Origin of the sequence: Massilia sp. Dwa41.01b (assembly GCF_014171775.1) — a bacterium.
Lineage (GTDB): Bacteria > Pseudomonadota > Gammaproteobacteria > Burkholderiales > Burkholderiaceae_D > Telluria.
Genome location: NZ_CP050454.1, coordinates 2,409,346 through 2,435,688, shown reverse-complemented (window position 1 = coordinate 2,435,688; position 26,343 = coordinate 2,409,346). Strand labels below are relative to the sequence as shown.

General features: G+C 65.6%; 21 protein-coding genes and 3 pseudogenes. 7 read left to right on the top strand and 17 right to left on the bottom strand.

All coding sequences use genetic code 11. The annotated features are described in order from the left end of the window. The first annotated feature begins 52 nt into the window (after positions 1–52). Positions 53–1,012, top strand: a complete 960-nt coding sequence (locus G4G28_RS11150; RefSeq protein WP_182988315.1) for a chemotaxis protein — start codon at positions 53–55, stop codon at positions 1,010–1,012. A 103-nt stretch (positions 1,013–1,115) separates the two neighbouring features. Here G4G28_RS11150 and G4G28_RS11145 read toward each other — a convergent pair whose 3' ends face one another. From G4G28_RS11145 to phaC, 4 genes are all read right to left on the bottom strand, one after another. Next, the gene (locus G4G28_RS11145) at positions 1,116–2,285 is read right to left on the bottom strand and encodes a cystathionine beta-lyase (protein ID WP_183108374.1); all 1,170 of its coding nucleotides are present in this window, start codon (positions 2,283–2,285) and stop codon (positions 1,116–1,118) included. A 193-nt stretch (positions 2,286–2,478) separates the two neighbouring features. Further along, positions 2,479–3,939, bottom strand: a complete 1,461-nt coding sequence (gene rimO / locus G4G28_RS11140) for a 30S ribosomal protein S12 methylthiotransferase RimO (RefSeq protein ID WP_229425005.1) — start codon at positions 3,937–3,939, stop codon at positions 2,479–2,481. Positions 3,940–4,208: 269 nt separating this feature from the next. Next, positions 4,209–4,766 carry a polyhydroxyalkanoate synthesis repressor PhaR gene (gene phaR / locus G4G28_RS11135; RefSeq protein ID WP_182988314.1) on the bottom strand — a complete coding sequence of 186 codons (558 nt, stop codon included), beginning with the start codon at positions 4,764–4,766 and terminating at the stop codon, positions 4,209–4,211. A gap of 205 nt (positions 4,767–4,971) precedes the next feature. Further along, entirely contained in the window at positions 4,972–6,717 is a 1,746-nt protein-coding gene (gene phaC / locus G4G28_RS11130; RefSeq protein WP_182988313.1) for a class I poly(R)-hydroxyalkanoic acid synthase, read from the bottom strand. Between the two features lie 78 nt (positions 6,718–6,795). Here phaC and G4G28_RS11125 point away from each other — a divergent pair, with 78 nt between their 5' ends. Next, complete coding sequence (locus G4G28_RS11125) at positions 6,796–7,053, top strand: hypothetical protein (protein ID WP_182988312.1); 258 nt, start codon at positions 6,796–6,798, stop codon at positions 7,051–7,053. 38 nt (positions 7,054–7,091) lie between these two features. Here the strand turns inward: G4G28_RS11125 and pgeF are convergent. Together pgeF and G4G28_RS11115 are read right to left on the bottom strand one after the other, a co-directional pair. After that, positions 7,092–7,879: pseudogene (gene pgeF / locus G4G28_RS11120) on the bottom strand (peptidoglycan editing factor PgeF). Then, positions 7,879–8,924: pseudogene (locus G4G28_RS11115) on the bottom strand (RluA family pseudouridine synthase). Before G4G28_RS11115 ends, pgeF begins: the two co-directional pseudogenes overlap by 1 nt. Before the next feature lie 64 nt (positions 8,925–8,988). Here G4G28_RS11115 and G4G28_RS11110 point away from each other — a divergent pair. Beyond that, entirely contained in the window at positions 8,989–9,828 is an 840-nt protein-coding gene (locus tag G4G28_RS11110; RefSeq protein ID WP_182988310.1) for an outer membrane protein assembly factor BamD, read from the top strand. A gap of 36 nt (positions 9,829–9,864) precedes the next feature. Here the strand turns inward: G4G28_RS11110 and yaaA are convergent, their stop codons facing one another. After that, positions 9,865–10,635 (bottom strand): peroxide stress protein YaaA, encoded by a 771-nt coding sequence (gene yaaA, locus G4G28_RS11105; RefSeq protein ID WP_182988309.1) that lies wholly within the window; start codon positions 10,633–10,635, stop codon positions 9,865–9,867. A 109-nt stretch (positions 10,636–10,744) separates the two neighbouring features. Between yaaA and G4G28_RS11100 the strand changes: the two genes are divergently transcribed. From G4G28_RS11100 to G4G28_RS11085, 4 genes and pseudogenes are all read left to right on the top strand, one after another. Beyond that, positions 10,745–11,230 (top strand): putative toxin-antitoxin system toxin component, PIN family, encoded by a 486-nt coding sequence (locus G4G28_RS11100; protein WP_182988308.1) that lies wholly within the window; start codon positions 10,745–10,747, stop codon positions 11,228–11,230. Next, a pseudogene (locus tag G4G28_RS11095) lies at positions 11,227–12,392 on the top strand (pyridoxal phosphate-dependent aminotransferase). Before G4G28_RS11100 ends, G4G28_RS11095 begins: the two are co-directional and overlap by 4 nt. A gap of 107 nt (positions 12,393–12,499) precedes the next feature. Beyond that, complete coding sequence (locus G4G28_RS11090; protein WP_182988307.1) at positions 12,500–14,146, top strand: hypothetical protein; 1,647 nt, start codon at positions 12,500–12,502, stop codon at positions 14,144–14,146. A gap of 164 nt (positions 14,147–14,310) precedes the next feature. Then, on the top strand, positions 14,311–15,951 hold the full coding sequence (locus G4G28_RS11085; RefSeq protein WP_183108373.1) for an OmpA family protein: 1,641 nt from the start codon (positions 14,311–14,313) through the stop codon (positions 15,949–15,951). Positions 15,952–16,058: 107 nt separating this feature from the next. Here G4G28_RS11085 and G4G28_RS11080 read toward each other — a convergent pair whose 3' ends face one another. From G4G28_RS11080 to G4G28_RS11040, 10 genes are all read right to left on the bottom strand, one after another. Further along, positions 16,059–17,138 carry a tetratricopeptide repeat protein gene (locus tag G4G28_RS11080; RefSeq protein ID WP_183108372.1) on the bottom strand — a complete coding sequence of 360 codons (1,080 nt, stop codon included), beginning with the start codon at positions 17,136–17,138 and terminating at the stop codon, positions 16,059–16,061. Further along, complete coding sequence (locus tag G4G28_RS11075; protein WP_183108371.1) at positions 17,135–18,022, bottom strand: ExeA family protein; 888 nt, start codon at positions 18,020–18,022, stop codon at positions 17,135–17,137. Before G4G28_RS11075 ends, G4G28_RS11080 begins: the two co-directional genes overlap by 4 nt. Then, positions 18,022–19,818, bottom strand: a complete 1,797-nt coding sequence (gene mshL, locus G4G28_RS11070; protein ID WP_183108370.1) for a pilus (MSHA type) biogenesis protein MshL — start codon at positions 19,816–19,818, stop codon at positions 18,022–18,024. The genes G4G28_RS11075 and mshL overlap by 1 nt, the downstream gene beginning before the upstream one ends. Positions 19,819–19,835: 17 nt before the next feature. Beyond that, the gene (locus G4G28_RS11065) at positions 19,836–20,225 is read right to left on the bottom strand and encodes a hypothetical protein (protein WP_229425004.1); all 390 of its coding nucleotides are present in this window, start codon (positions 20,223–20,225) and stop codon (positions 19,836–19,838) included. After that, positions 20,222–20,938 (bottom strand): type II secretion system protein GspM, encoded by a 717-nt coding sequence (gene gspM / locus G4G28_RS11060; protein WP_183108369.1) that lies wholly within the window; start codon positions 20,936–20,938, stop codon positions 20,222–20,224. The genes G4G28_RS11065 and gspM overlap by 4 nt, the downstream gene beginning before the upstream one ends. Continuing rightward, complete coding sequence (locus G4G28_RS25925) at positions 20,935–21,174, bottom strand: hypothetical protein (protein WP_229508077.1); 240 nt, start codon at positions 21,172–21,174, stop codon at positions 20,935–20,937. The genes gspM and G4G28_RS25925 overlap by 4 nt, the downstream gene beginning before the upstream one ends. Positions 21,175–21,185: 11 nt before the next feature. Beyond that, on the bottom strand, positions 21,186–21,581 hold the full coding sequence (locus G4G28_RS25920) for a hypothetical protein (protein WP_229508026.1): 396 nt from the start codon (positions 21,579–21,581) through the stop codon (positions 21,186–21,188). Continuing rightward, positions 21,578–22,438 (bottom strand): agglutinin biogenesis protein MshI, encoded by an 861-nt coding sequence (locus G4G28_RS11050; RefSeq protein WP_308602476.1) that lies wholly within the window; start codon positions 22,436–22,438, stop codon positions 21,578–21,580. Before G4G28_RS11050 ends, G4G28_RS25920 begins: the two co-directional genes overlap by 4 nt. A gap of 238 nt (positions 22,439–22,676) precedes the next feature. After that, positions 22,677–25,907: a DUF11 domain-containing protein gene (locus G4G28_RS11045; protein WP_183108368.1), complete on the bottom strand. Its 3,231-nt coding sequence runs from the start codon at positions 25,905–25,907 to the stop codon at positions 22,677–22,679. Beyond that, complete coding sequence (locus tag G4G28_RS11040) at positions 25,907–26,302, bottom strand: agglutinin biogenesis protein MshP (RefSeq protein ID WP_229508025.1); 396 nt, start codon at positions 26,300–26,302, stop codon at positions 25,907–25,909. Before G4G28_RS11040 ends, G4G28_RS11045 begins: the two co-directional genes overlap by 1 nt. Positions 26,303–26,343: the final 41 nt, after the last annotated feature.

Genomic DNA, 26,343 nt, shown 5'->3' with positions numbered 1-26,343 from the left:
TTTAGCGGCTAGAATACTTTCCTGATGGCATTATCACTTTTCGGGATGGAATATGAAATCAGTTCAGCAGGAAGTCGACGAGCGCAGCAACCTCACCGGCACCAACAAATTCGAGCTTCTGTTGTTCCGCCTCGGCGGCGACGCCAACGGCGAGCGCAATGAATTGTTCGGCATTAACGTGTTCAAGATCCGTGAGATCGTTGCGATGCCGTCGGTAACCGCCGTGGCCGGATCGCCGCCGCATGTGCTGGGCGTGGTCAACCTGCGCGGACAGATCATCCAGGTGCTGGACCTGCCGGCGATTGCTGGTGTGATCCCGAAGACCGGACTGAACATCATGCTCGTCACCGAGTTCGCCCGCACTACCCAGGCCTTCGCCGTCGAGAGCGTCGAAGAGATCGTGCGCCTGGACTGGAGCCAGGTGATGTCGGCCGAGAAAAGCGCCGGCAGCGGCATGGTCACCAGCATCGCCCGCCTGGAAGGCGAGAACGGCGCGCCCGCCCGCCTGGCCCAGGTGCTCGACGTCGAGACCATCCTGCGTAACATGAATCCGGATACCGGCCCCGAGATCAGCGCCCAGACCGTGGGCGCGAAGATCGCGATCAAGCCGGGCTCGGTCATCCTGGCCGCCGACGATTCCGTCGTCGCACGCGCCCTGATCGAACAGGGCCTGGAGGTCATGGGCCTGCCTTTCGTGATGACGAAGAGCGGCAAGGAAGCCTGGGAGCAGCTGCACCACATCGCCGACGCCGCCGAGTCCGAAGGCAAGAGCGTCTACGACAAGGTTGCCCTCGTGCTGACCGACCTCGAGATGCCCGAGATGGATGGTTTTACGCTTACCCGCAACGTCAAGAAGAACGCGCGCTTCGCCAACCTGCCGGTCGTCATCCACTCCTCGCTGTCGGGCACGACCAATGAAGAGCACGTGAAGAAGATCGGCGCCGACGCCTATGTCGCCAAGTTCTCGGCCGAGGACCTGGCCGCTACGCTGCGCCGCGTGCTGAAGCAGTAAGTCCGGCAGGCTAATACCGGCAAAACGACAAGGCCGCGATACGCTCGCGGCCTTGTCGTTTCGTGTCCCGGTCCGCATGGCACCAGGGCGCCCGCCCGTACGCCTACGCGCCGAGCTTGCCCAGCGCCTGCTCGATATCGGCGATCAGGTCGGATGTGTCTTCCAGCCCGATATTGAAGCGCACCAGCGTGCCCTGCTCCTGCCAGTCGCGCCGGATCGTCCCCATCCGATAAGGCACCACCAGGCTATTGGCGCCGCCCCAGCTGTAGCCTAGTCCAAAAAGTTCAAGGGCGTCGACAAAGCGGTCGGTCTGCGCCTCCGTGTAGCGTGCATCAAAAATCACCGAGAACAAACCGCCCGCCCCGGTGAAATCGCGGCGCCAGTGCTCGTGCCCGGGGCAATCCGGAAAGGCCGGGTGCAGCACGCGGCGGATCTCGGGACGCGCCTGCAGCCATGCGGCCACCTTGCGTGCCGAGGCGTCGTGGGCCTCGAAGCGCAGCTTCATCGTCGGCAGGCCGCGCATGACCAGGTAGGCGTCGTCCGCGCTCACGCCCATTCCCAGGCGCATGTGCGCCATGGCGATGCGGTCATTGATGGCCTTGTCGCGGGTGACGACGGCCCCCATCAGCACGTCGGAGCCGCCCGACTGGTATTTCGTCAGCGCCGTCATGACGATGTCGACGCCGAGGTCGAAGCCGCGCAGCGCGATGCCCGCGGACCAGGTATTGTCGAGCGCCACCAGCACGCCGCGCGCATGGGCTGCCGCGCAGATCGCCGGCAAGTCCGGCACTTCCATCGATACCGATCCCGGCGCCTCGGTCCAGATGAGTTTGGTGTTCGGCTGGATCAATTCGGCAATGCCGGCGCCCACCAGCGGATCGTAGTAGCGCGCACTGATGCCGAAGTCGTTCGACAGCCAGCGCCCCAATTCGCGGTTCGGGTTGTAGACGTTATCGGGCAGCAGGACATCGTCGCCGCTCTTCAACAGGCCGAAGTCCACCATCGAGATGGCCGCCAGCCCCGAGGGCGCCAGCAGGCAGTGGCTGCCGCCTTCGATCTCCGCCAGCCGCGCTTCCAGCGTGAACGTGGTCGGGGTGCCGTGCAGGCCGTAGGTGTAGGCGCTCTTGTCCTTCCACTGGCCGGAGCGCAGGTCCGCCATGTCCTTGAACAGCACCGTGGAGGCGTGGTGGATGGCAGGTGGATAGGCGTCGAAGCCGGTGGGGGGCGTGTAGTCCGTGTGGACGAGGGTGGTCTGGAGGGATTTCTTGGGCATGGCGATGTCGGGCGGAAGGTGGCGAGCAAACAGGCGGCTCGACCACTGCGTGACGCAGCGGCCCGGGAAGCCTGTAGCCGTACTATACCGCGTCAGGCCGCAAGCCCACGCCACCCCTTGATTTCGGTTTTACCCGTTCCCGCCTCGGCTGCCCGTCGAGGCGCGGCCTCAACGAGCACGCAAGCCTACAGCATCACGCCAGGCTGGCCCAGAGGTCGTGCGCGTCCGCCTTGGTGACGACAACATCGGCGAACTGGCCGACCGCCAGCTTGGCCTTGCCGGGAACGAGCGAGCGCTTGATGTGGACGACGCCGTCGATTTCCGGCGCGTCCGCGGCCGAGCGTCCGATCGCCTCGCGCGCGTTGACTTCGTCGATCAGCACGCGAATCGTCTTGCCGACCTTGGCCTGCAGGCGCTTGAGCGAAATTTCTTCCTGCAGCAGCATGACGCGGGCGCGGCGTTCTTCGCGCACTTCCTGCGGCACCGGATTGGCCAGCTCGTTGGCGGTCGCGCCTTCGACTGGCGAGTAAGCGAAGCAGCCCAGCCGGTCGATCTGCGCTTCACGCAGGAAGTCCAGCAGGTATTCGAATTCTTCTTCCGTCTCCCCGGGGAAACCGGCGATGAAGGTCGAACGGATGGTGAGGTCCGGATTCATCTTGCGCCATGCCAGGATGCGGTCGAGGTTTTTCTCGCCACTGGCCGGACGCTTCATGCGCTTGAGCACATCCGGATGGGCGTGCTGCATCGGGATGTCGAGGTAAGGCAGCACGTGGCCGTCGCCCATCAATGGGATGACCTGGTCGACGTGCGGGTATGGATAGACGTAGTGCATGCGCACCCAGGCGTCGTACTGGCGCGCCAGCTGGCCCAGGGCTTCGGTGAGCTGGGTCATGTGCGTCTTGATCGGGCGGCCGTTCCAGAAACCGGTGCGGAATTTCACGTCCACGCCGTAGGCACTGGTGTCCTGCGAAATGACCAGCAGTTCCTTGACGCCGGCCTTGAACAGGTTCTCGGCCTCGATGAGCACCTCGTGGATCGGGCGCGATACCAGATCGCCGCGCATCGACGGGATGATGCAGAAGCTGCAGCGGTGGTTGCAGCCCTCGGAAATCTTCAGGTAGGCGTAGTGCTTGGGCGTGAGCTTCACGCCGTGGTCGGGAACCAGGTCGATGAAGGGATCGTGCGGCTTGGGCAGGTGCAGGTGCACCGAGTCCATGACTTCGGCGACCGCGTGCGGACCGGTCACGGCCAGCACCTTCGGGTGCACCTTGGTGATGATGTCCTGGCCCGAGGCGTCCTTCTTGGCGCCCAGGCAGCCGGTAACGATCACCCGGCCGTTCTCGGCCAGCGCCTCGCCAATGGCATCGAGCGACTCCTGCACCGCGGCATCGATGAAGCCGCAGGTGTTGACGATCACCAGGTCCGCGCCATCGTAGGACTTGGCGGTCTGGTAGCCTTCGGCGCGCAGCTGGGTCAGGATCTGTTCGGAGTCGACCAGCGCCTTCGGGCAGCCGAGCGAGACGAACCCGACCTTGGGCGCTGCGCCCGGCGCGACGGCGGGGAGGACCAGCGGCGCGGCCGAAGCGGCGGCCGGGACTGCTGCGGGAGCGTCGGCGGATGCGACAGGAGCGGGATTGCGGCGGAGTTCGAGCATGGGCGGAGAGCGTCAAAAGATTCTGGGCAATCCGCGATTGTACCCGAAGCGGGGCGGGCAAGACACCAGTGGGGGCGGTTTGGCGCCCGCACTGGGCGAATCCACAACGGATTCGCACGGTGGGGAACACGGGAAAGTGAGCGGTCCGCGAGCGCATGACCGCGTGGAGTCGGGGACTCCACCCTAGGGCCGCAGGAAATGCCTCGGAAATACAGCTGCGACAACCGCGCCGGGAGCAGCGGCAGGCGCTGCCGCCGGCCACCCTGCCCTTACTTCTTGTCGGTCGGCGCAGGCGGGAACGGGAAGGCGGAAAACAGCACCTTGCTCTGGTTCTGCATCTGCTCCTGCATCTGCATGAACAGGTTCTTGCTCTGGTCGATGTAGTTGTTCATCATGCCCTGCATCATCGGGCCCTGGACATTCATGAACTGGGTCCACATTTCCGGGCTGAAGGGCTTGCCTTCAAGGGCACCGGCGGCATTGCTGGTGAACTTGTTCTGGATATCGGTGAACGCCTGCACGTTCTTTTCCAGGTAAGAACCCATCATGCCCTGCATGGCATGGCCGTAGTAGCGGATGATCTGCGCCAGCACCGCGCTCGAGAACATCGGCGCACCGTTCGCCTCTTCTTCCAGGATGATCTGCAGCAGGATGCTGCGGGTCAGGTCCTCGTTGGACTTGGCGTCGACCACGGTGAACTCGTCGGCGTCAAGGACCAGTTGCTTGACGTCCGTCAGGGTGATGTAGGAACTGGTCTGGGTGTCGTAGAGACGACGGTTCGGGTACTTCTTGATCAGGCGCTCGGTACTGTTTTTTGCACTACTCATCTCAAGTTCCATAGGTTGCGCGAGGCTTCGTGGGCACGCGCTTTGTACATGATTCGATGCAGGCGCGCCAGGCTCCTGCGGTCTCCAATGCTGCCCTACAGCACCGGCAAGGCGGAAAATACCATGTCGGCAGTGCAGGTGCAGCAATTATCGGTTTTACCACCCATTTTATTTTCAAGCAAGATCAGCACGCGTGCAGCCGCCCTCAGTCGGCACGCGCCTTGACGTAGCGCCCCGGCGCCGGCTCCGACGGCAGGTACTGCTCGTTGCCCGGCTGGCTCGGTGCCGGCACCTCGGCGCCGCCGTTCTCCTGCAGGAAGCGCGCCCATTCCGGCCACCAGCTGCCCTTCTGCTCGACGGCGCCGGCGAACCAGTCTTCGGCCGTACGCGCGCGGCTCTTGCCGTTCTTGTCATTGACCCAATAGCTGCGCTTGTTTTTCGCGGCCGGGTTGATGACGCCCGCAATGTGGCCGGATGCGCCCAGCACGAAGCGGTTGGCCTTGGCCTTCTTCGGGTTGAGCAGGTTCATCGACGCGAACGCGGCCTGCCACGGCACGATGTGGTCTTCTTTCGAGCCGTAGATGAAGACCGGGCAATCGATGCGGCCCAGGTCCACCGGCACGCCGCAGACCGTCAGCTTCCCCGGCACTTTCAGCTTGTTCTCGAGATAGGTGTTGCGCAGGTACCAGCAGAACATCGGTCCTGGCAGGTTGGTGCTGTCGGCATTCCAGTACAGCAAATCGAAGGCCGGCGGCGTCTTGCCCTTGAGGTAGTTCTGCTGCACGTAATTCCACACCAGGTCGTTCGGACGCAGGGCCGAGAAGGTGGTTGCGAGGTCGCGTCCCGGCATGATGCCGCCCTTAGCCAGATTCTGCTCGCGCAGCGCCACCTGTGCTTCGTCGACGAAGACCTCGAGCACACCCGTGTCGGAAAAGTCCAGCAGGGTCGTCAGCAGCGACAGGCTGGCCGCCGGCTGCTGGCCGCGCGCGGCCAATACCGACAGCGCGGTCGCGGCGATGGTGCCGCCGACGCAGAAGCCGAACACGTGCGCCTTGTCCTGGCCGCTGATCTCGCGCACCACGCCGATCGCCTCGATGGCGCCGCGCTCGACATAGTCGTCCCAGGTCAGCGCGCCCATCGACTTGTCCGGGTTACGCCAGGACACCATGAAGACGGTATTGCCCTGCTCGACCACGTAGCGCACCAGCGAGTTGTCCGGCTGCAGGTCGAGGATGTAGAACTTGTTGATGCAAGGCGGAATCATCAGCAGCGGCACGGCGCGCACGGTCGGCGTGGCCGGGCTGTACTGGATCAGCTGGAACAGCTCGTTCTCGTAGACCACCTGACCGGGCGTCGTGCCGACATTCACCCCCACCTCGAAGGCCGACTCGTCGGACTGGGAAATACGGCCCTTCTGCATGTCCGCCAGCATGTTCTGCAAGCCCTTCGTCAGGCTTTCGCCCTTGGTCTCGAGGATCTTGGCCTGGACTTCGGGATTGGTCGCCAGGAAGTTCGCCGGCGACATCGCGTCGACCATTTGCTGCACGGCGAAACGGATCTTCTGGCGTTCGCGCGGGCCCGCCTCGACGGCGTCGCTCAATGCCAGCAGGAAGTCGGCGTTGAGCAGGTAGGATGCGGCCGTAAAGGCCGGGAACGGGTTGGCGGTCCACTCCGAGGACGAAAAACGCTTGTCGTGCAAGGCCGGCGTCTTGCCGGACATCAGGTCCTGCCACAGGCGCGCAGCCTTCTGCAGGTAGTCATTGCGCAGTTCTTCCACGCGTTGCGGCGCGATGCCGACGTTGAAGTCCTTCAGGACGCCCGCGAGCGGATTGGCCGCGGTGCCGTTGAAGCCTTCCACGGCCGGCATCTTCAGCCAGCCTTGCCAGGCGGCGGGATCGGTGAACTGGTTCATCCAGGTGGCGGCAACAGCTTGGGGGTCGGGCATGTTCATGTCGGCATCCGTTAGAATCGGTTATGAGCTGAAATGCTAGCTGAAATAGTTACTTGAAACGAGCAACCGGAGAAACGCATGTGGATCGTCGCAATCGGCTGGGGCTATGTCGTGATCCTGATGGCGGCCACGGAAAGCTCGATAATTGCCGGAATTATGACTTTTTTCGGCTATGGCGTGTTGCCCTTGTCTATACTTTTTTACCTCACCGGCGGCGCGCGCCGGCGTGCGCGGCACGAGATGGCGGCGCGCCAGCAGCTGGCTGCCGAGGCTGGCGACACCGCTCCAGCGGCCGCCGAGACGGGCCCGCAAGCGCCAGGCAATACCGCGAACTAGACAGTATTCGCGTGCGAATGCAGCCCTGGAATGCAGGCCTATTTGAGCCAGATCAAACTCGCCTGGCGGCCAGTCACGCCATCGCGCCGGTACGAGTAAAAGCGGCTCGTTTCCGTGGCGGTACAGTGCACGCCACCAGCCACGCTCATTACCCCGTCGCGCGCCAGCATCAGGCGTGCCAGCGCGAACATGTCCGCCAGGTACTTGTGCGCGTTCCCGGGGTGGCGCCGGAAGGCAAAACCGACGTCCTGGCCGGGCAGCGCCGCGGCAAAGGCATCGAACACGTCCTGGCCCACTTCAAAGGCGAGCGGACCGATGGCCGGCCCCATCCACGCGGTAATCTCTTCCGCCCCGGCCGCGCGCATCGCCGCCACTGTCTGGCCCAGCACGCCGCCCGCCAGGCCGCGCCAGCCGGCATGGGCCGCACCCACCACGCGCCCCGCCCGGTCGGCGAACAGCACCGGCAGGCAGTCCGCCGTCAGGATCGCGCAGACCACGCCTGGCGTGGTGGCGATGCTGGCGTCACCGGTGCGGGTCGGCTGGCCGGGCCCGACCGTCGATGCATCGACCACGTCGGCGCCGTGCACCTGGGCGATCCAGGCCGGCCGGCCCGGCAACCAGGCTTGCAGGCGGGCGCGGTTTTCTGGACCAGCGCCGGGTCGTCGCCGACGTGCAGGCCGAGGTTCAGCCCTCCGCCGCCAAGGCCGTCGCCGTAGGGGCCGAGCGAAACCCCGCCGCAGCGCGTGGTGGCCAGCGCGCCGATGTTGCCGGGGGCGTCGGGCCAGTCCGGCACGATCAGCTGCGCCGCGTCCGGGGTCTGCTCCATCACGCCGCTTCCGGCTCGGCGATGCCGGCGCGGGCGATCAGCTCGGCGAAGTCCGGGCCAGCGGCACCACCCACTCGCATTGCTCGCCGGTGGCCGGATGCACCAGCCCGAGGCGGCGGGCCTGCAGTGCCTGGCGGTGGAACACCGGGCTCAGGTGCGTCTTGCCGTACACCGAGTCGCCCACCAGGCCGAAGCCGATCGACAGCATGTGGACGCGGATCTGGTGGGTGCGGCCCGTCTCCAGGCGGCACTGCACCAGGCTCACCGGACGGCGATCGAGCATGCCTTCGGCGATGCGCGTGTAATGCGTGATGGCCGGCTTCGCGCCCAGGCTGGTCGAGACCGCCATCTTGGTGCGCTCCTTCGGATGCCGTCCCATCGGCGCGTCGATCGTGCCCGACAGCTGTGGCGTACCCCATACCAGCGCGAAGTACTCGCGCTTGACGGTGCGCGCCTGCAGCTGGCGCACCAGGTCGGTCTGGGCCGCCAGGGTCTTGCCCACCACCATCAGGCCGCTGGTATCCTTGTCCAGGCGGTGCACGATGCCGGCGCGCGGCACGGAACCCAGCTGCGGCGCGTGGTGCAGCAGGCCGTTGAGCAGCGTGCCGGACCAGTTGCCGGCGCCTGGATGCACGACCAGGCCGGCCGGCTTGTTGATCACGAGGATGTGATCGTCCTCGTAGACGATGTTCAGGTCGATGGTTTCCGGGGCAAACGCCGTGTCCTCGGGCGCCGGCTGCGGCGTGACGACGATCGTTTCGTCGCCATAGGCGGTATCCTTGCCGCGCGCCGGCTTGCCGTCGACCAGCACGTGGCCGCCGTCGAACCACAGCTGCAGGCGGCTGCGCGAGAACTGCGGCACGAGGCCGGCGACCACTTTGTCCAGACGCTGGCCGCAGGCGGAGGCGTCCAGGTGCAGGCTGATCGGAGACAGGTCGATGCCGCTGGCAAGGGCGGCGACTTCAGGAAACTCGACATCGATTTCATCGTCGAAATCAGGGTCGAGGGGCAAATCCGCCGAATTCGGCGCAGGAGTTAATATCACGTCAGTCCCATCGGCTATAATCAGCCGTTCGTTGAATCTCGGTAAAACTTTTCTGCAAAAAGCTATGCAAAAAAAACTGTTGGTGGTAGTGGCTACGAGTGTCTTGCTGGGTCTGTCGGGTTGCGGCATTTTGCCGGAGGCGTCTGACGAGACCAAGAAGTGGTCGGCGGAGAAATTATACGCTGAGGCACGCGACGAGATGGGCGCCGGCCAATACGAGAGCGCAATCAAACTGTTCCAGCGCCTCGAATCGAACTATCCGTTCGGCACCTACGCCACTCAGGCGCAGATGGAAATTGCCTATGCCCATTACAAGGCCCAGGACCAGGCGGAGGCCCTCGCGGCCGTGGAGCGCTTCATCAAGCTGCACCCGAATCATCCGCAGGTGGACTACATGTACTACCTGCGCGGCCTGATCAATTTCAACGACCAGATCGGCTTCCTCTCCGTGATCTATTCGCAGGACCCGACCGAGCGCGACCCGAAAGCGACCCGCGAAGCCTTCGCAGCGTTCAAGGCCCTGGTCGACAAGTTCCCGAACAGCAAATACGTGCCCGATTCCGTCGCGCGCATGAATTACCTGATCAATGCGATGGCTTCGTATGAGGTGCACGTGGCGAATTACTACTATCGCCGCGGCGCCTACCTGGCAGCCCTCAACCGTGCGCAGAATACCGTCGCCGACTACAGCGAATCGCCGGCACGCGAGGAAGCGCTGTTCATCATGATGCGTTCCTACGACAAGCTCGGCATGTTCGAGCTGCGCGACGACACCCAGCGCGTCTTCCAGCGCAACTACCCGGACAGCCGCTTCATCAATCCGAACGCCCGGGGCGAAGCACCGTGGTGGCAGTTCTGGGCGAAGTCCGGGCCGAAGGCGGCGCCGAAGGATGCGGTGCAATAAACAAATACCCGCGCCTGGCGCGGGTTTTTTGTGTCCCTACGCCTCGACCTTGCGGCGGAACATCCAGCTGCGCCCGCTCGATGCCTCCGGCACGAACGCATACCCGTCGACGTCGAACGCCTTCAGCGCTTCCACCTCAAGGATGCCGTTCTCGATCGCGTAGCGCGCCATCATGCCCCGTGCGCGCTTGGCGTAGAACGAGATGATCTTGTACTTGCCGTTCTTCCAATCCTCGAACACCGGCGTGACCACGGGCACGTTCAGGAGCTTCGGCTTGACCGCCTTGAAGTATTCTTCCGAAGCCAGGTTCACCAGCGCGCTGGACCCAAGCCGTGCCAGTTCCGCATTCAGCGCGGCGGTGATGGTTTCGCCCCAGAAGGTGTACAAATCCTTGCCACCCGGGTTGGTCAGCTTCGTGCCCATTTCCAGGCGATAGGGATGAATCAGGTCGAGCGGGCGCAGCAAGCCGTACAGGCCCGACAGAATGCGCAGGTGGCGCTGGGCAAAAGCAACCGCCTCCGGCCGCAGGCTGCGCGCGTCCAGTCCGGCATAGACGTCGCCATTGAAAGCCATGGCAGCCTGGTAGCCGTCGTCATGGTCGCGCGTCCAGCTGGCATAGCGCGCCACATTCAGACTAGCGAGCTGGTCCGAGATGTGCATCAGGTCGCCTACCTGGCCGGGCGACAGGTCGCGCAGTACGCCGATCAGCTGGGCGGCGCGGTCGACGAAATCCGGAAGCGTGTGCTGCGTGGTCGGGCTGGGGGTATCGAGGTCGAGGGATTTGGCGGGCGATAAGACGATGAGCATAAAAACGTGAAGGCGTGACGGTAGCGCAAACAGGCAGTACAACCAAGCGGCGCGACCGCGGTAAGGCCGCCGTCGCACGCTGAATTTAGAACTGAGCAATAATTCCCACATGATACCCGCTTCCGCCCCACCCATCGTCCTCGACACCAATGTCTGCCTCGACCTCTTCGTCTTCCACGACCCGCGCTGGGCGCCGCTGCTGGCCGCGCTCGAGCGCGGCGAAGTCGCGGCCGTGACCCGCGCCGACTGCCGCGATGAATACCGCATCGTGCTGCACTACCCGCACCTGCCGCTCGACGAGGCCAGCCGCGCGCATGCCGCCGAACGCTTCGATGCGCTCGTCGCCCTCGTTGCCCCCGACAGCAAGCCGATCCGGCTGCCCGTCTGCAGCGACCGCGACGACCAGAAATTCCTCGAACTCGCGCGCGATGCCGGCGCCGCCATACTGGTTACCAAGGACAAGGCCTTGCTGAAACTCGGACGCAAGACCCTGCAGGCCGGTCTGTTCCGCATCATGCTTCCCGAGGCCTGGGTCAAGGCGCGCGCAGCGGCCGCGTTGGAATCGTCCACCTCTCATGCCACGGCCGCCCCATGAGCACTCCCGAACTGCAATCGCGCCTGCCCCAGGTAGGCACCACCATCTTCTCGACCATGTCGGCGCTTGCCGTCCAGCACGGCGCCGTCAACCTTGGCCAGGGTTTCCCGGATTTCGGCTGCGATCCGCGCCTGGTCGAGCACGTCGCCGAGGCGATGCGGGCCGGTCACAACCAGTATCCGGTCATGCCCGGCGTGCCGACCCTGCGCGAGGCGATCGCCGCCAAGATCGCCACCCTCCACAAGCACAGCTACGACCCGGGCAGCGAGATCACCATCACCGCCGGCGCCACCCAGGCGCTGACGACCGCCATCCTCTGCTGCGTGCACCCGGGCGACGAGGCGATCGTCATCGAGCCGGCCTACGACAGCTACGCGCCCGCGGTCGCGCTCGCCGGCGGCACCGTGGTGCCGGTGGAAATGGAAGTCGGGGAGGCCGGCTACAGCGTGCCCGGGACAAGGTGGCAGCGGCAGTCACCGCCCGCACGCGGCTGATCGTGATCAACTCGCCGCATAACCCGACCGGCTCCATCCTGCGCCGCGCCGACCTCGACCGCCTGGCCGCCATCGTCGACGGCACCAGGATCCTGCTGCTCTCGGACGAAGTCTACGAGCACATGGTCTACGACGGCGAGCAGCACCTGTCGGTGGCGGGCCACCCGCAACTGGCCGAACGGGCGTTTGTCGTCTCGAGCTTCGGCAAGACTTATCATGTCACGGGCTGGAAGGTCGGCTACGTGGCCGCGCCGCGCGCGCTCATGCTTGAATTCCGCAAGGTGCACCAGTACAACGTGTTCACGGTGAATACGCCGATGCAGCACGGCCTGGCGCACTACATGGCCGACCCCGAGCCTTACCTTGGCCTGGCCGCGTTTTACCAGAAGAAGCGCGACCTGTTCCGCGCCGGCCTGGCCACGACCCGCTTCACCCTGCTGCCGGCTGACGGGACCTATTTCCAGTGCGTGCGCTATGACGCCATATCGAGCCTGCCGGAAGCGCAGTTCGCGCAGTGGCTGGCGGCGGAAGCGAAAGTCGCTGCGATTCCCGTCTCGGCTTTCTACAGCAGCGCACGCGAGTCGGGCATCGTGCGCTTCTGCTTTGCCAAGAACGACGATACGCTGCACGAGGCATTGATGCGGCTCGCAGACATCCGGGTGCCTTGACGCGGAAGCATCCTCTTGACATGGCGGCCTGACAAGATCCGCGCAGGGTATACTCGTGACGTGCAGCAATTTCCGATGTCGGAACCCTGCCACCCGCGAGAACCGCCATGTTGACCCTGCCTGTCGAAGCATTTGTCCCCCAACGTCACCTGTCGGCACAAGAACGCCAGGCATTTATCGCGAAACGGGACCGGCTGTTCGCTTCCTGCACACCCGCCGAGCAGTATTGCCTGGTCAGTCTGGGCCAATGGTGGTGCGGGAGGCGCCAGCGCTTGCTTGCGACGCCGAACATCTTCAGCGAGAGCTATCTCACCGAATTCAAGCGCCGTCATTTTCCCTGGTCGGGAATCAAGCCACGCATCGGCGTGCGCGTACTTGCGGCAACGTCTGTAAAGATCGCGGCCATGGAAAAGTGGCATGGCCAGAGACTGCAGGCTGCCTTCGTCGCCCAGCTGGAAGCCATGCGCCGTCGTGGCGAGCACGAAGTCGTCATGGGGGTCGCCAACTATCTCCGTTCCCTGCCGGTCGAGTTCAATACGAACGGCTCTCCTTCCCTGGCGAGGCAGCTGGAGGAAATGGTCAACAGCTGTGCGCAGGATGCGACCGTCGACCCGAAAAAACGCATTGCCAGCCTGATCCGCACTCTGCAGGCAAGGTCCATCGGGTTCGACGGGGAACTGCGTGCCCACGTCTGGAAGATCCTGCTCGAGGTGGCCGAACAGGATCTGGCGGCAGCCGCACGGTTGGTCGACACCCACTGGCAATCGAAAGACTCCCTCCCCGTCCTCATGACGCTGCATCTGCACGGGAACCCAGGGCTCGCGCTGTGCCTCGCCCTCGCTTTCCAGGCCCACCGTCCCGAATTCGCCGCCGACATGATGGAGACATCCATCCAGGAATCGGTCTTCATGCTCGCGAAATGCACGGCCGCCGAGCGCGACCCGCTTGCCCAGTCGATCGATGCATCCTGCCGCACGCTGGCTTCCTGGACTGACATGCTCCGGTCCGGGAGCGCGGCCGCTGCGCTGCAGGCCATTCGCTGCCTGCTGAGGCATGGCAACCCGGAAGACGACTATTGGCCCCAACTCGGCCGTTTCGCGCTCGACATCTTGCAAGGCCTCGCTCCGGATGGCCGGCGGACACACGTGAATATCGGCGTCATGGCCCAGGTGGCGGCATATTCACCCAGCGGGTCGCCACAGGAAGCGGAAGCGCTCGCTTTGTTCGAAGCCTGCGCAACGGAGGCGCTTGCGGTCTCGGAGGAATGGTCCTTCGCCCTCCAGGAAATGTGTTCCGCGCTGGCGTATGCCTCGACAGTCCTGGAAGACAAGGCCATTTCGCTCAGAAACGTCCGGATGACGGTCAATCCAAGCCACCCGCTGCAGCAGATTCTCGAGCGCTGCGTCCAGGCGGCGCTCGACCGGGCAATGGCGCGTACGTCCCACGACGCCCTTGGCTTTCTCGTTTCCTTCACCGCCATGCACTGGAACGAAGCGCTGACCCGCAAACTGCATGGCATCCTGCGCGATCGATTCGCGTATCACATGCCGGCTTCTCTGGCTGCCGCCGGAAAGGCGCTGAAAGCCGCGGCCATGTATCAAAGCTCCCGCCAGGTGGCCGATGAAACATACCGGACCGCGCTTTGGCAGGAGACTTTCGATCTGCTGATTCCCGTTCTCGCACGCGTATCGCCGGGCGATGCGGCCATCGCGCGCGCGGCGATTGGCTACAATCCGCGCAGCGACTACATATAGAAGGATGCCTGGAGCATCTCCGCACGCCGTACAAGGGCAGTTGCCGCTCCCCCGGCAAGGCAGCAAGCCTGGATGGGCCAGCGCATGAACCGTCGTGAGAATCGGATAGCTTTCTATCAACATGCGCTGCTAGAATTCCTGGTTCAACTTCCCGACCAGGACCCATGAAAACCACATCACTGCGCCTCCTTCCGCTACTCGTCGCCCTCAGCTTGCCGCTGGCGGCCTGCAAGAAGACCGCGCCCGCAGCCGACGCGGCGGGCAGCACGCCGGCCGCGACCGACACCGCGAGCCAGGCACCGGCCCCAGCGCCTGCCGCGCCGGCCCCTGCCGCCGCCCAGCCCACCACGCCGGACCTCGCCGACGGCGGCGAGAACCCACCTTTCGACTTCAACACCGTGCCCGAGGCGGGCGGGAAGATCGCGCCCTTCCCGTATGTCGACTACCCGCCGACCGTGCACCAGGCCTTCCAGAGCACCGAAGAGTTGCCGATGGACCGGGTCATGGTCATCCTGGGCGACCACCTGCATGCGGTCGAAGGGCGCGTTGCGACCCGCAGCTTCTCGCCAAGCCACGCCAAGATGTCGGAGCTGGAGATCCGCCGCAACTACGAGAACGCGATGCGCGAGCTGGGCGCAACCAAGGTCAATACCGTGGGCCCCTACGAGGAAGCGCTCTATGGCGGACGCGGAGACGACTACGAGTACAAGATCCGCAGGGCCAAGCTGCTCGTGCCGGACCTGCGCATGTCCTACGACGTCTACCTCGCGCGCAAGGGCGATGCGCGCCACTGGATCGTCGTCATGGCCAACGACAGCACGGTGCGCCTGCTGGCCATCGAGGAAAAGCCGTTCGCCCAGACGGTCGGCTATGTCGGCGCCAACGGGGCGGCGACGCCGGTGACGGCAAGCGGCACGCCCCCGACCGCCGCGCAGCCGGTCGACATCAACGCCATCCCAGTCACCACCGCCGCGTTGCCGTCCTTCCCTTACCTGGCCTACCCGCCGGAATTGAACCAGGCCTTCCAGAGCACCAGAAACAGCCGTTTCGACGCCGTCGGCATCATCGTCGGCAAGGAACTCCGTACGGTCGAAGGCCAGGTCGAGACACGCAGCTTCTCGAACCGCCACGCGAAGATGTCGCAGATGGCCGTACGCCGCAACTACGAAGCGGCCATCAAGGGCCTGGGCGGCGTCAAGGTGAACGCGGTCGACCACAGGGACAAGGCCCTGCTTGCAGCGAACACCAGCAAGGAAGTCAGCGAAACCACGCTGCGCCAGGACAAGCTGCGGGTCGACGACTTCAGCATGTCCTACGACAGCTACCTGGTGCGCACGCCCGAGAAAAACGTCTGGCTGGTCTTGATGACGGGCGAGAGCGATACCCGCCTGCTGGCGGTGGAGGAAAAGGCGATGCAGCAGAGCGTGTCGCTGGTGACGGCCGACACCATGGGCAAGGAGCTCGCCGCGAAAGGCAAGATCGCCCTCTACGTCAACTTCGATACCGACAAGGCGAGCATCCGCCCGGACGGCAAGCCGACCGTCGATGAAATCGCGAAACTGTTGAAAGGCGACCCGAGCCTGAAGCTGGCCATCGAAGGCCACACCGACGACAGTGGCAACGCCGCGCGCAACCTGGATCTGTCGCGCCAGCGCGCCGACAGTGTGGTGCAGAGCCTGGTGGCGGCCGGCATCGACGCCAGGCGCCTGCGCGCCGCCGGACATGGCGCTACGAAGCCGCTGGCCGACAACAAGGAGGAAGCGGGCCGTGCGAAGAACCGCAGGGTCGAGCTGGTGAAGATCTGAGGGTCGGCGTTCGCTGACCTCTACCCTGGGCGGCCGCCAGGCCCCCAGGGACGGCGTGCGCCCAACCGCAAGACGCCAGGCGGGACGGGGCGACTTCGCCGGAGGTCTTATTGGGGGCTTACCTGTGCAAGCTTGCGCTCGACGAACGCTTGCAGCTCGGGGTTCAGGGTACCCAGGCTGCTCGCGCGCCGCAAGGCGTCGGCTGCCTCGGCGTTGCGCTTCTCGGCCTGCAGTGCCAGCCCCAGGCCCATCCACCACACGGCATTGTCCGGCGCGCTACGCAAGGCGGTCTGGTACTGATCGGCCGCTTCGCGGTAGCGTCCCTGGCGCTGCAGGGCGCCGCCCAGGAAGGCGTGGTACTCGCCCTTGCCCGACGCGTAAGGGAGCGTGCGCAGCAGCGTGTCGATGCCTGGCTGGCCACGCTCGATCTGCAGGCGTGCCAGCAGCATGGCCATGGCCGGCTGGCGCGGGTCCAGCGTCAGGGCCTGCTGCAGCTGGACCATCGCTTCGTCCTCGCGCTTGGCTTCGATCAGGAGGCCTACCAGGGTCTGGCGCGCCGCCTCGTGCTTCGGATTGTTGCGGAGCACGGCCTGGAGGCCGGCGATGGCTTCGCTGACGCGCCCATCCTGCAAGCTGCCAAGGGCGCGGCGGTAAGCATTCTCGCTGGCCTGGTTGCTCGTTTCGATGCGGCCCTCGCCTGCAAGCGCCGGTCCGCTGGCGGCGGGCGTCACGGCGCGTGGGGTGGCCGGGAGGCGCGTGCCTGCGGCCGGTTTTGCCGCGCCACGGTGAGCGCTGGCCGTCCGGGGAGGCTTGCTCGTCGTCGCGGGCGCCGCCGCGGTGTCGCCCGTTGAAGCAGTCGCCGCTGGCGCGGTATCGGCTGCGACAGGTTCGGTTGCGGCCGCCGGCGCGGCTGGCGGCGCCACCTCGGCGACCGTCACCGGTGCCTGCGGAACAGGTTGTGACGGCGGCAAGGGCTGCACGTCATACGTCTTGCCTTTGAGCGGTAGCACATACCAGGCGGTGGCACCCATGGCCAGCACCATGACCGCCGCCGCGATCGCGGCGACCCGCAGTGCGGGCATGGGGGCGCCGCCCCGCGGTACAGGCTGGATCTCGTGGGGCATCTCCTCGCTGCGCGCCTTGCCGCGCGCATCGAGGTCCTGCAGCATCTTGTTTATCAGGCTCATCGTACAAAAGTCCAGGCTATGCCGGCCGCGGTGCTGGCCATCGCGGCGCCGACCAGCCAGCGCCAGAAGGAACGCTGGGTCGCGATGGTGTCGCGCGCCGCCGCGTTGACGTGTGCCGCTTCCACCTGCTGCCGGCCCTGGCCATAGCAGAGCATCAGCGCTTTGTGCGCGAGGATGTTCACCAGGCGCGGAATGCCGCCGCTGGCGCGGTACAGGCGATCGATGGCGCGGCGCGAAAACAGGCGCGCGCCGGGGTAACCGGCCACGCGCAGGCGGTGGGCCACATAAAAGTCGAGGTCATCGCGGCCAAGCGGACCCAGGTGGTAGTGAAAGGTGATGCGCTGGGCCAGCTGGCGGATCGATTGCAGTGCCAGCTTGCGGTTCAGTTCCGGCTGGCCGAACAGGACGATCTGCAGCAGCTTGCGCTTTTCGGTTTCCAGGTTGGTCAGGAGGCGCAGCGCCTCCAGGCTTTCCACGGGGATCGCCTGCGCTTCGTCCAGGCAGAGCAGCACGCGCTTGTCCTGGCCAGCCAGGGCCACGAGCCGATGGGTGATCGATTTCAGCAGCTGGTGCTGGTCGACCTCGCGCTCGAGCACCAGGCCCAGCTCGTCGGCGAGCGCCAGCATCAGCGTGCGCGGCTCGAGCAAGGGGTTGGGGATGTAGGCGGTGACGAAATCGTCGCCCAGGGTCGCCATGAATTTGCGGCACAGCAGCGTCTTGCCGGTGCCGACTTCGCCCGTGATCTTGATGAAGCCCTCGCCGCTGCGCGCGGCCACCAGCAGGGTGTTGAGCGCCTCCTGCGAGCGCGGACTGCCGAAAAAGAAGCTCGTGTCCGGCGTGATGCCGAACGGCAGTTCGCGCAGGCCGAAGTGCGCTGCGTACATTACTTGCGCTCCCCGCTGCGGGTATCGAGCGTGCGCGGATCGAGCTCTTCGATGCGGCGGCTGGTGTCGAGCAGGTCCTGGCTCCAGTTGTTGGCGCTGTCGACGATGGTCGGCTTGATCAGCACCACCAGCTCGCGCTTCTGGTTGACCTTGTTCTTGTTGCGGAACAGGCTACCCAGCACCGGCACGCGGCCCACGCCCGGCAGCTGGCTGGTGTCGTCGGTCGAGGCCTGGCGCATCAGGCCGCCGATGGCAACCACCTGGCCGTCCTGGCCGCGGACAATGCTGTCCAGTTCCGAGGTCGCCGATGCGGCCAGCGGCAGCGTCAGCGAGCCGGCCGAGCCGAGGTTGATGCCCTTGGTGATCGTCGTCACCTGGCTGACCGATGGGTGCACGTGCAGCAGGATGTTGCCGCGGTCATCGATCTGCGGCGTCACGTCCAGCACCACGCCGGAGAAGAACGGGGTCAGGGTCACGCTCGGGGTCACCGTGTTGCCGGCGGCCGTGGTGTTGGTGGTCGTCGTCACGCCGGTCACGAAGAATTCGTCGGTCCCGATCTTCAGCACCGCCTTCTGGTTGTTGACGGCGGCGATGCGCGGGCTCGAGAGCACGTGCACGGTGCCCTGCGCTTCCAGCAGCGAGATCAGCGCTGCAAAATTATTCGACTGGAAGGCGAAACCGAACAGCGCGCCGGCAGCATTGGCCGCGTTCGACAGCGAGAAGCCGGTGCTGGCCGCCAGGCCGCTGCCGTTGCTGATCACGGGCGGCTGGCCACCGTTGAAGGGCAGCGGCTGCAGGCCGGCGCCCGGCGCGATCAGGCCGGTAGCAACGCGGTTGCTGTTGGAGTGGCCGATCGACGAGAAACTGGCCCAGTTGATGCCGCTCTGGAACTGGTCGTTGAGTTCGACTTCGAGGATTTTCGCTTCCAGGATCACCTGGCGGTCCACCGCCAGCTGGGTGGCCTTCAGGTACATGTCGACGTTGCGCAGTTCTTCCGGCATGGCGCGGATCACGAGCACGCCCGACTGCGGGCTGACGACGACGCTGCGCCCGCCCTCTTTCGAACCGACGATGGCTTCGATCGACGATTTCAGGTCGGTCCAGAATTCGTTGTTCGACAGCGTGTTGACGTCGGTGCTGTCCACCTGGGTCTGGTTGCCGCCGTTCTGGCCGCCCGGACTATTCTGGTTTCCGTTCGGCTGGTTGCCCTGGCCGCTGCCGCCGCCACTGTTGCTGCCGCTGCCGGTGGTGCCGACACTGGCGACCGTGGTCGAGCTCACGCGCAGGTTCGAGCTGCCGCGGCGGCTGCCGATCAGGTAGTTCACGTGGAACATGCGCGTCTGCATGGTCAGCGGACGGATGGTGATCCGGGTGCCGTCGATGCGGTAGTCGTAGCCGTACATGTCGCGCACGGCATCGAGCGCCTCGACCAGGGTCACGTCCTTCAGGTTGGCGCTGATGGTGCCGGCCACGTCGGGATGGACCAGCATGTTGTAGCGGGTGCCGGCCACGATCGAGCGGAAGAAGTGCTGCGCCGGCACGTTGTTGAAGGCGACGTTGAAGCGCTCCTCCAGGGCCGGGCGGGCCTTCGGTAATTCCCCGGCCAGCGCGGCGGCGGGCGGCAGCAGCGCATTGGCGACGGCATCGTCGGCGGGTGCGGCGCCACGGCCGGCCGCGCCTGCGGTGGCCACTTCCTGCTTGATCTTGTCGTAGGTGGCATGCGGCGGCGTGCTCTGGCAGCCGGACAGCAACAGCGCCGTGCTTGCGGCCAGCGCCAGGAGGGTGGGTTGTCGCATCGTTGTTCTCGTTCCCGTCATTCGTGTCGTACTCGTTCGACGCCGGCGGAGCGTGCAGCTCCCGCGGCCGGCGCGTGCAGTGTGAGGACCTGGCGCGCACGTCCGCGCCTAAGTTCCACTTCGTTCGCATCGATGCGCGCCACGCGGGCGCCGCGCACCAGGTCGCCCACGCGCACGGTCTCGCCGTCGATCACGGCGACATGGCGCCCGCCGGGCTGGCGCGCGATCAGCACCGATTGCAGCTGCGGCGCGCGCTGGACGGGCGCGGCGGCTATCGCCCGCGCCGTACCCTGCCCCGCCATCAGGCTGGCCGGCGGCCGGGTCGGATCCTGCAGCGGCTGGGCCGCGGCATGGCCGGCCAGGAGCGCGAGCGACAGCGCCGCACCGTGTCGGGCAATGGTCTTCACAGCTTCATCCATTTCGCATCCAGGCTCAGGGTGTACAGGGTCAGCGTCAGGCGCGAATCCGGCCAGGTTTCCGCTTCCAGCTGCGCACGGCCCCAGAACAACTGGGTCGGCATCGCCTCGAGTGCGGCCATGTAGCCGATCATGTCGAGGTAGTTGCCGCGTACCGTCACCTCGACGCCATGACGATACAACAAGTCCGCAGGCTTGGCCGCCGCGTTCGGCGCCGTTACCGCATTCGCATCGACAGGGGCCGCGGCTGCGGCCGGTGCAACACCACGGGCCGCGTGCAGCACCGACTCCACCGGCAAGGTGCGCATCGACACCAGCTGCAGCCTGCCGTTGGCACGCAGGATCTGGTCCAGCAGCGGCGCCATGCGCTCGGGCGCCACCAGGCCGTTCTGCATCGCGCGCAGGGCCTCGGCCAGCGCGATCGTCTGGGCGCGCACGGTGGCGATGCGGGTGCGCGTGGGCGCGTCCGGGTCGACCTGGGCCGCTTCGATCTTCTGGCGGATCTCGTTGTCGATGCCTTCGATGTTGTTCTGCTGCTGGACGATCTGACCGCGCAGCTGTTCCTGCCTGGCGAACATGGGTTTCAGGCCGAAGAAATACATCAGGAAGACGACACTGGCGGCCACCGCCGCGAACAGCAGCACGCGTTCGCGCAGCGTCAGCGCGTCGATGCGCGCGCCCAGGGCAATCAGGCGTTCTTTCATGGCTTGGGCGCCTCCGGGGTCGACTGCAGGCTGAACTCGACGTACGGTGCCGGCACGCTGGTAACGGCGCCGCTGGCGTCGCTGCGGGAAGTAGGCGCGCCCTGCACGATCTGCAGGCTGCCGAAGGCCTTGCCCCGCAGGACGGGTTCACGCGTCAGGCGGTTCAGGTAGCCCGGGACGCGCTCGGGGTCGAGGGCGCGGCCGCGCACGCCGATGTCGATGCCCGCGCCATTGATCTGTACCGAGCTCAGCCACAGGCCATCGACGTGCTGGCGTGCCAGTGCGCGGAAGTATTCGGCATAGCCCGGGTATTGCCCAGCTCGCCGCGTTCGAGCACACCCGAGACCTGGCGCAGCGCGGCCAGCTGGCCTTCGGCTTCCGCCAGTTCGGCGTCGACGGCCGGGTTCTTCTGGCGCGGCGGGAATTCCGCCGTCACGCTCGCGAGGCGCGCCTTGCGCCCTTCGAGCAGGGCCGCGCCGACGTCGGCTTCCTTCTGCATGTTCGTCACGCGCCAGTTACCGTAGGCGTTGAGACCCGCGGTGCCGACGAACAGCACGGCGAGCGCCAGCGCCATCGTACGCGCCGAAAAGATCTTCTTCTGCTGCAGGAAGATCGGATTGAACAGGTTGATCTGCTGGGTCACAGCACCGTCTCCTCGTGGCGCAGGGCCGCGCCGAGCGGCACCAGGAAGCGTTGTTGCAGCCCCACGTCCGCCAGTTCCGGCGCGCGCGCGAAATCGAACACGGTGGCCAGGTCGAGCGTCTCGACCGGGGTGTACAGGTTGCTGGACAAGTATTCGTCGAGCCCGGTGATCGGCGACGGCGCCAGCACGAGTTTCGCCACGCTGATGAAGGAATACTGGCGCTCGAAGTTGTCGAGCGAGCGCTGCAGTTCCAGCGTGACGCGGTCGAAGGAGGCGTTCTTGCGGTCGTGGTCCTCGTCGAGCAGCTGGGCCAGCGCGATGTCGATACGGCGGGCCAGGTACAGTTCGCCCCGGTACGACACCGTCAGCAGGCCGCCGTCCTCGCCGAACGACAGCATGGCGACGCCGCGCCCGGCCGGTTCGACCAGCGCCGAGATATTGCGCTGGGCCATTTCAGGAATGTCGATGACGGACAGGTCGACCTTGGCGGCCGAAAACAGCTTCTGGCGCGCGCCGATCACGCTGTTGCGCGCGGCAACGGCGAACATCGAATGCTGGGCACGCACGGCGGCGTTGGCGTCGACCGGCAGGTCTGCCACGTCGATGGTCGCGTCGTCCACGTGGAAGTCGAGCAGGTCCTTCAGGCGCCAGCGCACCGCGGTTTTCAATTCGTCGACGGCCACGTTGGGGGCGTCGACGAGCAGGATCTGGTATTCGCCGGGCGAGAGCACGGTGATCGCGCGGTAGGCATGGGCATGCAGGTCGCGTCCGGCCTTTTCCAGCAGCTCGGCATGGTCGGTGCCGGCATAGAACACGGCCTGGCGCACCTGGGGCCGGACGTCCGGCGCGGTCTGCATGCTCACGGCGGAAAGACCATCGCGCTGCAGCGCGATCGCGAGCCACCCTTCTCTTTTCTTGGCTTTTCTGAAAAAATGCATGCGGACCGTATCGAGATTTCCGTGGGGTGACAGGAATGTGCACCGTAGCGCTTGATTATATTCAAGCTCACGCAAAAACGGACGAATAAATCCTGTCGGCAACAAAAAATACCGGATTTGCTGGATTAAGTGATGCTTAGAGGCATCAAATGCTGACTCAGTACACTTCGCGCATGTAGATCACAGGGCTGCGGTAGCGGCCGAAGGTGACGCGGCCGTTGGTGCTCGGCAGCCAGCTGCGCAGCTTGAACTGCACGCTGACCTGGCCATCGCGGCTGCGGCCGCTTGTCAGCTTGCCGGTCCGCTTCAGCCAGAGGGTGCCTTTACCCTGCGTGAGGTCGACCGGCTTGCCGTCGCCTGCAAGCACGTCGAGGCAGTTGTTCGGCCTGGACGCCGCGCTGGCCAGGCCATAGGTGCAGTCGATAAAGCTTGCGGTGTTGCTGTTCATGGCGCTCCCGGTCGGGTCCACGAAGCCGGGGTGGGCACGCCAGGTGCTGCCGTCCCAATATTCGACCTGGACCGCCAGCGGCGTCGGCAGGATATCGGTGCCGAGCGCGTTCGCGACTCTGGTACGGCCGTTGAGGACGTTGATGCCGCCCTCGCTCACCGCTTCAGGCGCACGCATGGACTTGATCTGTACCCTGGCACTGGTGCCCGTTCCGGTCAGGCGTACCTCGTCGGAGTTGGCGCGCAGGAACACCAGGCTCGGCGCGGTCCAGATGGTGGTCCGCGCATCTCCGGCCGTGTAGGGCTTGTCGAGTGCATAGGTCAAGGTGCCGGCGATCTCGCCATAGGAAACAAGCTTGGTGTTCGGGTCAGTCATCTTCAGCGGGGCGAACGAGGTCGCGGACGCGAAGTTCTTCGGCAGTACTGCGCCGCCCGAGGCCGCCACGGCCGTGAGGGTCACCGGCTTGTACCAGTCGCCAACGAAGTTCTTGACCGGGTCGCCATCCACGTTCTGCGCATAGACTTCGCCCCTGAAGTCCTGTCCCGCGTACACTGCCGGCATCGGCGCCTCGCTGTTCCAGTCGAACAGGCATTTCTTTTCCGTCGAAGTATTGCCGTCGTCGAGAGGACAGGCGAAAGGACCGAACAGATTCGTCGTGTAGTAGGCTGGATAGAAGCGGCCGACCGTCCGCTCGGCCGTAGGCCCGATATCGCCGACACCGAGATAATTGTCCAGCTTGGCAATGAAATTCGTGATGCCGACTTCGGTCCAGGCCTGGCTCATCACCGCCGACCCGCCGCCGCATTGAGTGATATCGCTCTCGCGCACCTCGCCGGCGCTGGGCTGGAAGGTCGTTGCGGTGTCGAGCTTGTTCTGCTGGACGCTCGCGAGCGTCGGCGCGAGCTTGCAGGTGGTGTCCGCGTTGCGCTTTTCGTTGCCGAAGTTCGGTGCCCACGGGTTCGCATCCTTCTCGGTCTTACCGTAGAGCAGCACACCAATCTCGACCGACAAGGGTTCGCCGGCCATGGCGAAGCCGGGATCGGTTGGCGCATGGTCGACCGGGTCTTCCACGCCGTCGCTCTCGCGTCGAATGCTCCGGAAGCCCAGCTTCCACGGACGCGAGACGAAGCTGGCCGAGGCCGTTTTTGTCCCTTGCAACAGGTTCAGTTGCACCGAACCGACATCGTCATAGGTGAAGCTGAAGGGAACCGATGCCACGTTCATCGGGAAGTTGACCTGGACGTCGGACGACCAGTCGGTCGCGCTGCCCGTCGCCGGCATTTGGCCATTGGATGTGCACCGCGGTAACAGGGTGCCCGCATAGCTGGCTCGTACACCGGCATTCGCGACCGGTTCGATGCAGCTCAGCGAAAATTTCATCGTCACCGGCGTCGCAACGGTCTTGCTCTGCGCGACGGCACGGTTGGCGGTATCGACGGCCGTCACGTAGATCGGCTGGGACGTCAGCGGTGTTTCGCCCGCGATGCGCGGCCCGGCATAGATGGAGCACGGTCCACTGTCCGTAGCCGCACCGATCGCCGACCCGATCGGACAAACGCCCTTCGTGAACACATACGCCGCGGCCGGTGTCGATGGGGGCGGCGGCGCCGCCTTGGCGACAATCGTGTGCGTGGCGCTGTTGTTGGCGGGCTTGTCGTCGTCCGCACCGCCGACGGTCACCTTGGTCGTCTTTTCGCCCGTGGAGGTCACGGCCGTCGTCAGTGTCAGTTCAGAGGAACTGCTTCCCGGCGCCACCGCCCCTGTATAGGTGCAGATCACGGTCTGGCCGGTGCTCGTCTGCGCGCCGGCCGAGCAGGACCAGTTGGTGCCGCTGGCGCTGGTGTAGCTGACGCCGACCGGCAACACGGTGGTGGCGGTCAGCGGTCCCGGCGCCGTGTACGGCCCGTTGTTCGACAGGACGATCTTGTAGTTCGCCGGCACCGTCACCTGCAGCTCCGTCGGGCCGGTCAGTGCCACCGTCATGTCCGATACCGGCAAGGTCGGCACCAGCAGCACCTCCGCGCCCAGCAGCACCAGGTCCTGCCCAGTCTGGTAAGAGGTGTCGACCACGGCGTCGTAGCCGGCCCAGATGGTCACGGTCGTGTCGTAGGCGTCGAAGTCCACGCCGTAGGAATTATTGTCGCCGTTGATGTTGCTGCGCGAGTTGAACTGGTTGCCGGCCGGGTTCATCGAATCGGTCAGCTCGGTGCCTTCGAACAGCAGACGCTCGCCGCCTCCGGACAGGGTGGTGTCGCCTTCCCAGGTGATGTGGCCGACGCGCGCCTTTTCCTTGACCGCGATCGCCGGCGAGGCCCAGCGGAAGTTCGATGCCGACACGTTCACGGTGCTGTTCTGGACGTAGCGGAAGCCTTCGTACAGGTTCAGCACGCGTTCCGGCTCGAGCGGGTGCGAATACACGACCAGCAGCGAAAAACCGCCCAGCACCGCCTGCGAGCCGCACCACGGATCGCCGTTGGACACCGACAAGCCCGAAAAGGAGTAAGTGCCGCTGCCCTTGGCCTTGACGATGCTGGTGACGTCAGCGGCCGCGCCGTAGTAATTGAGTCCTCCCCCGACGGTCGTGGAGGTGTGGCGGCGAGTGGCGCTCACGGCTGTGCCCTGCAGGGTGACGTTGTAGTCGCCCGTGCCCGAGCCGGCCCAGTACAGGTGGGCGGCCACGATAGTCGCCCCGAGTGGGATCGTCAGGTTGGCGGTGAGCGTGGAAGTGGGCGTATAGACCACGCAGGCGGCCGTGGCATCCCGGGTGCTGTTGGCGTAGGCGCGCCAGCTCACCTGGGTGCCGGTGAAGTTCATGCGGCCGTCATAGGCGGCATACAGGGCGATCGGCGTGTCGGCATGCGCCGGCCTGACAAGCAGCGCCAGCAACGCAAGCGCCAGCAGCGCGCCGAGGCGCCGGGAAAGGGAGCGCAGGATGGACATCACAGCTGCACCTCGATCACGCGCTGAACGTAGTCGGCGCTGTTGTTGGGCTGGATCAGCGGGTTCTGCTCGGTCGGGCATTCGGCGTAGGTCGCCGGGCAGGCCGTGGCGGTGATGATCGTCTGGAGCAAGGGCGCCGCCCCGACGTCCCTGCACTCGACGGTGACGGTGTAGTTGTTCAGCACCGAGCCGGCTGGCGGCCTGAACGAGAATTTCTGCACGCAGGCGCCGTTGATCCGCTTGCGAAACAGACCCCATTCGATGCCGGCACGGGCGGCCTGGTAGGCACGCGCACCGCTTTCGTCCAGCAGCGAGCTTTGCTGCTGGGTGGTGAACACCGACACCAGGGCCACGCCCAGGCCGGCCAGCACCACCAGCAGGAAGATGGCGGTCACCAGGCCGGAACCAAGGGCGCGGCGCCGCATGAGGGATGGAA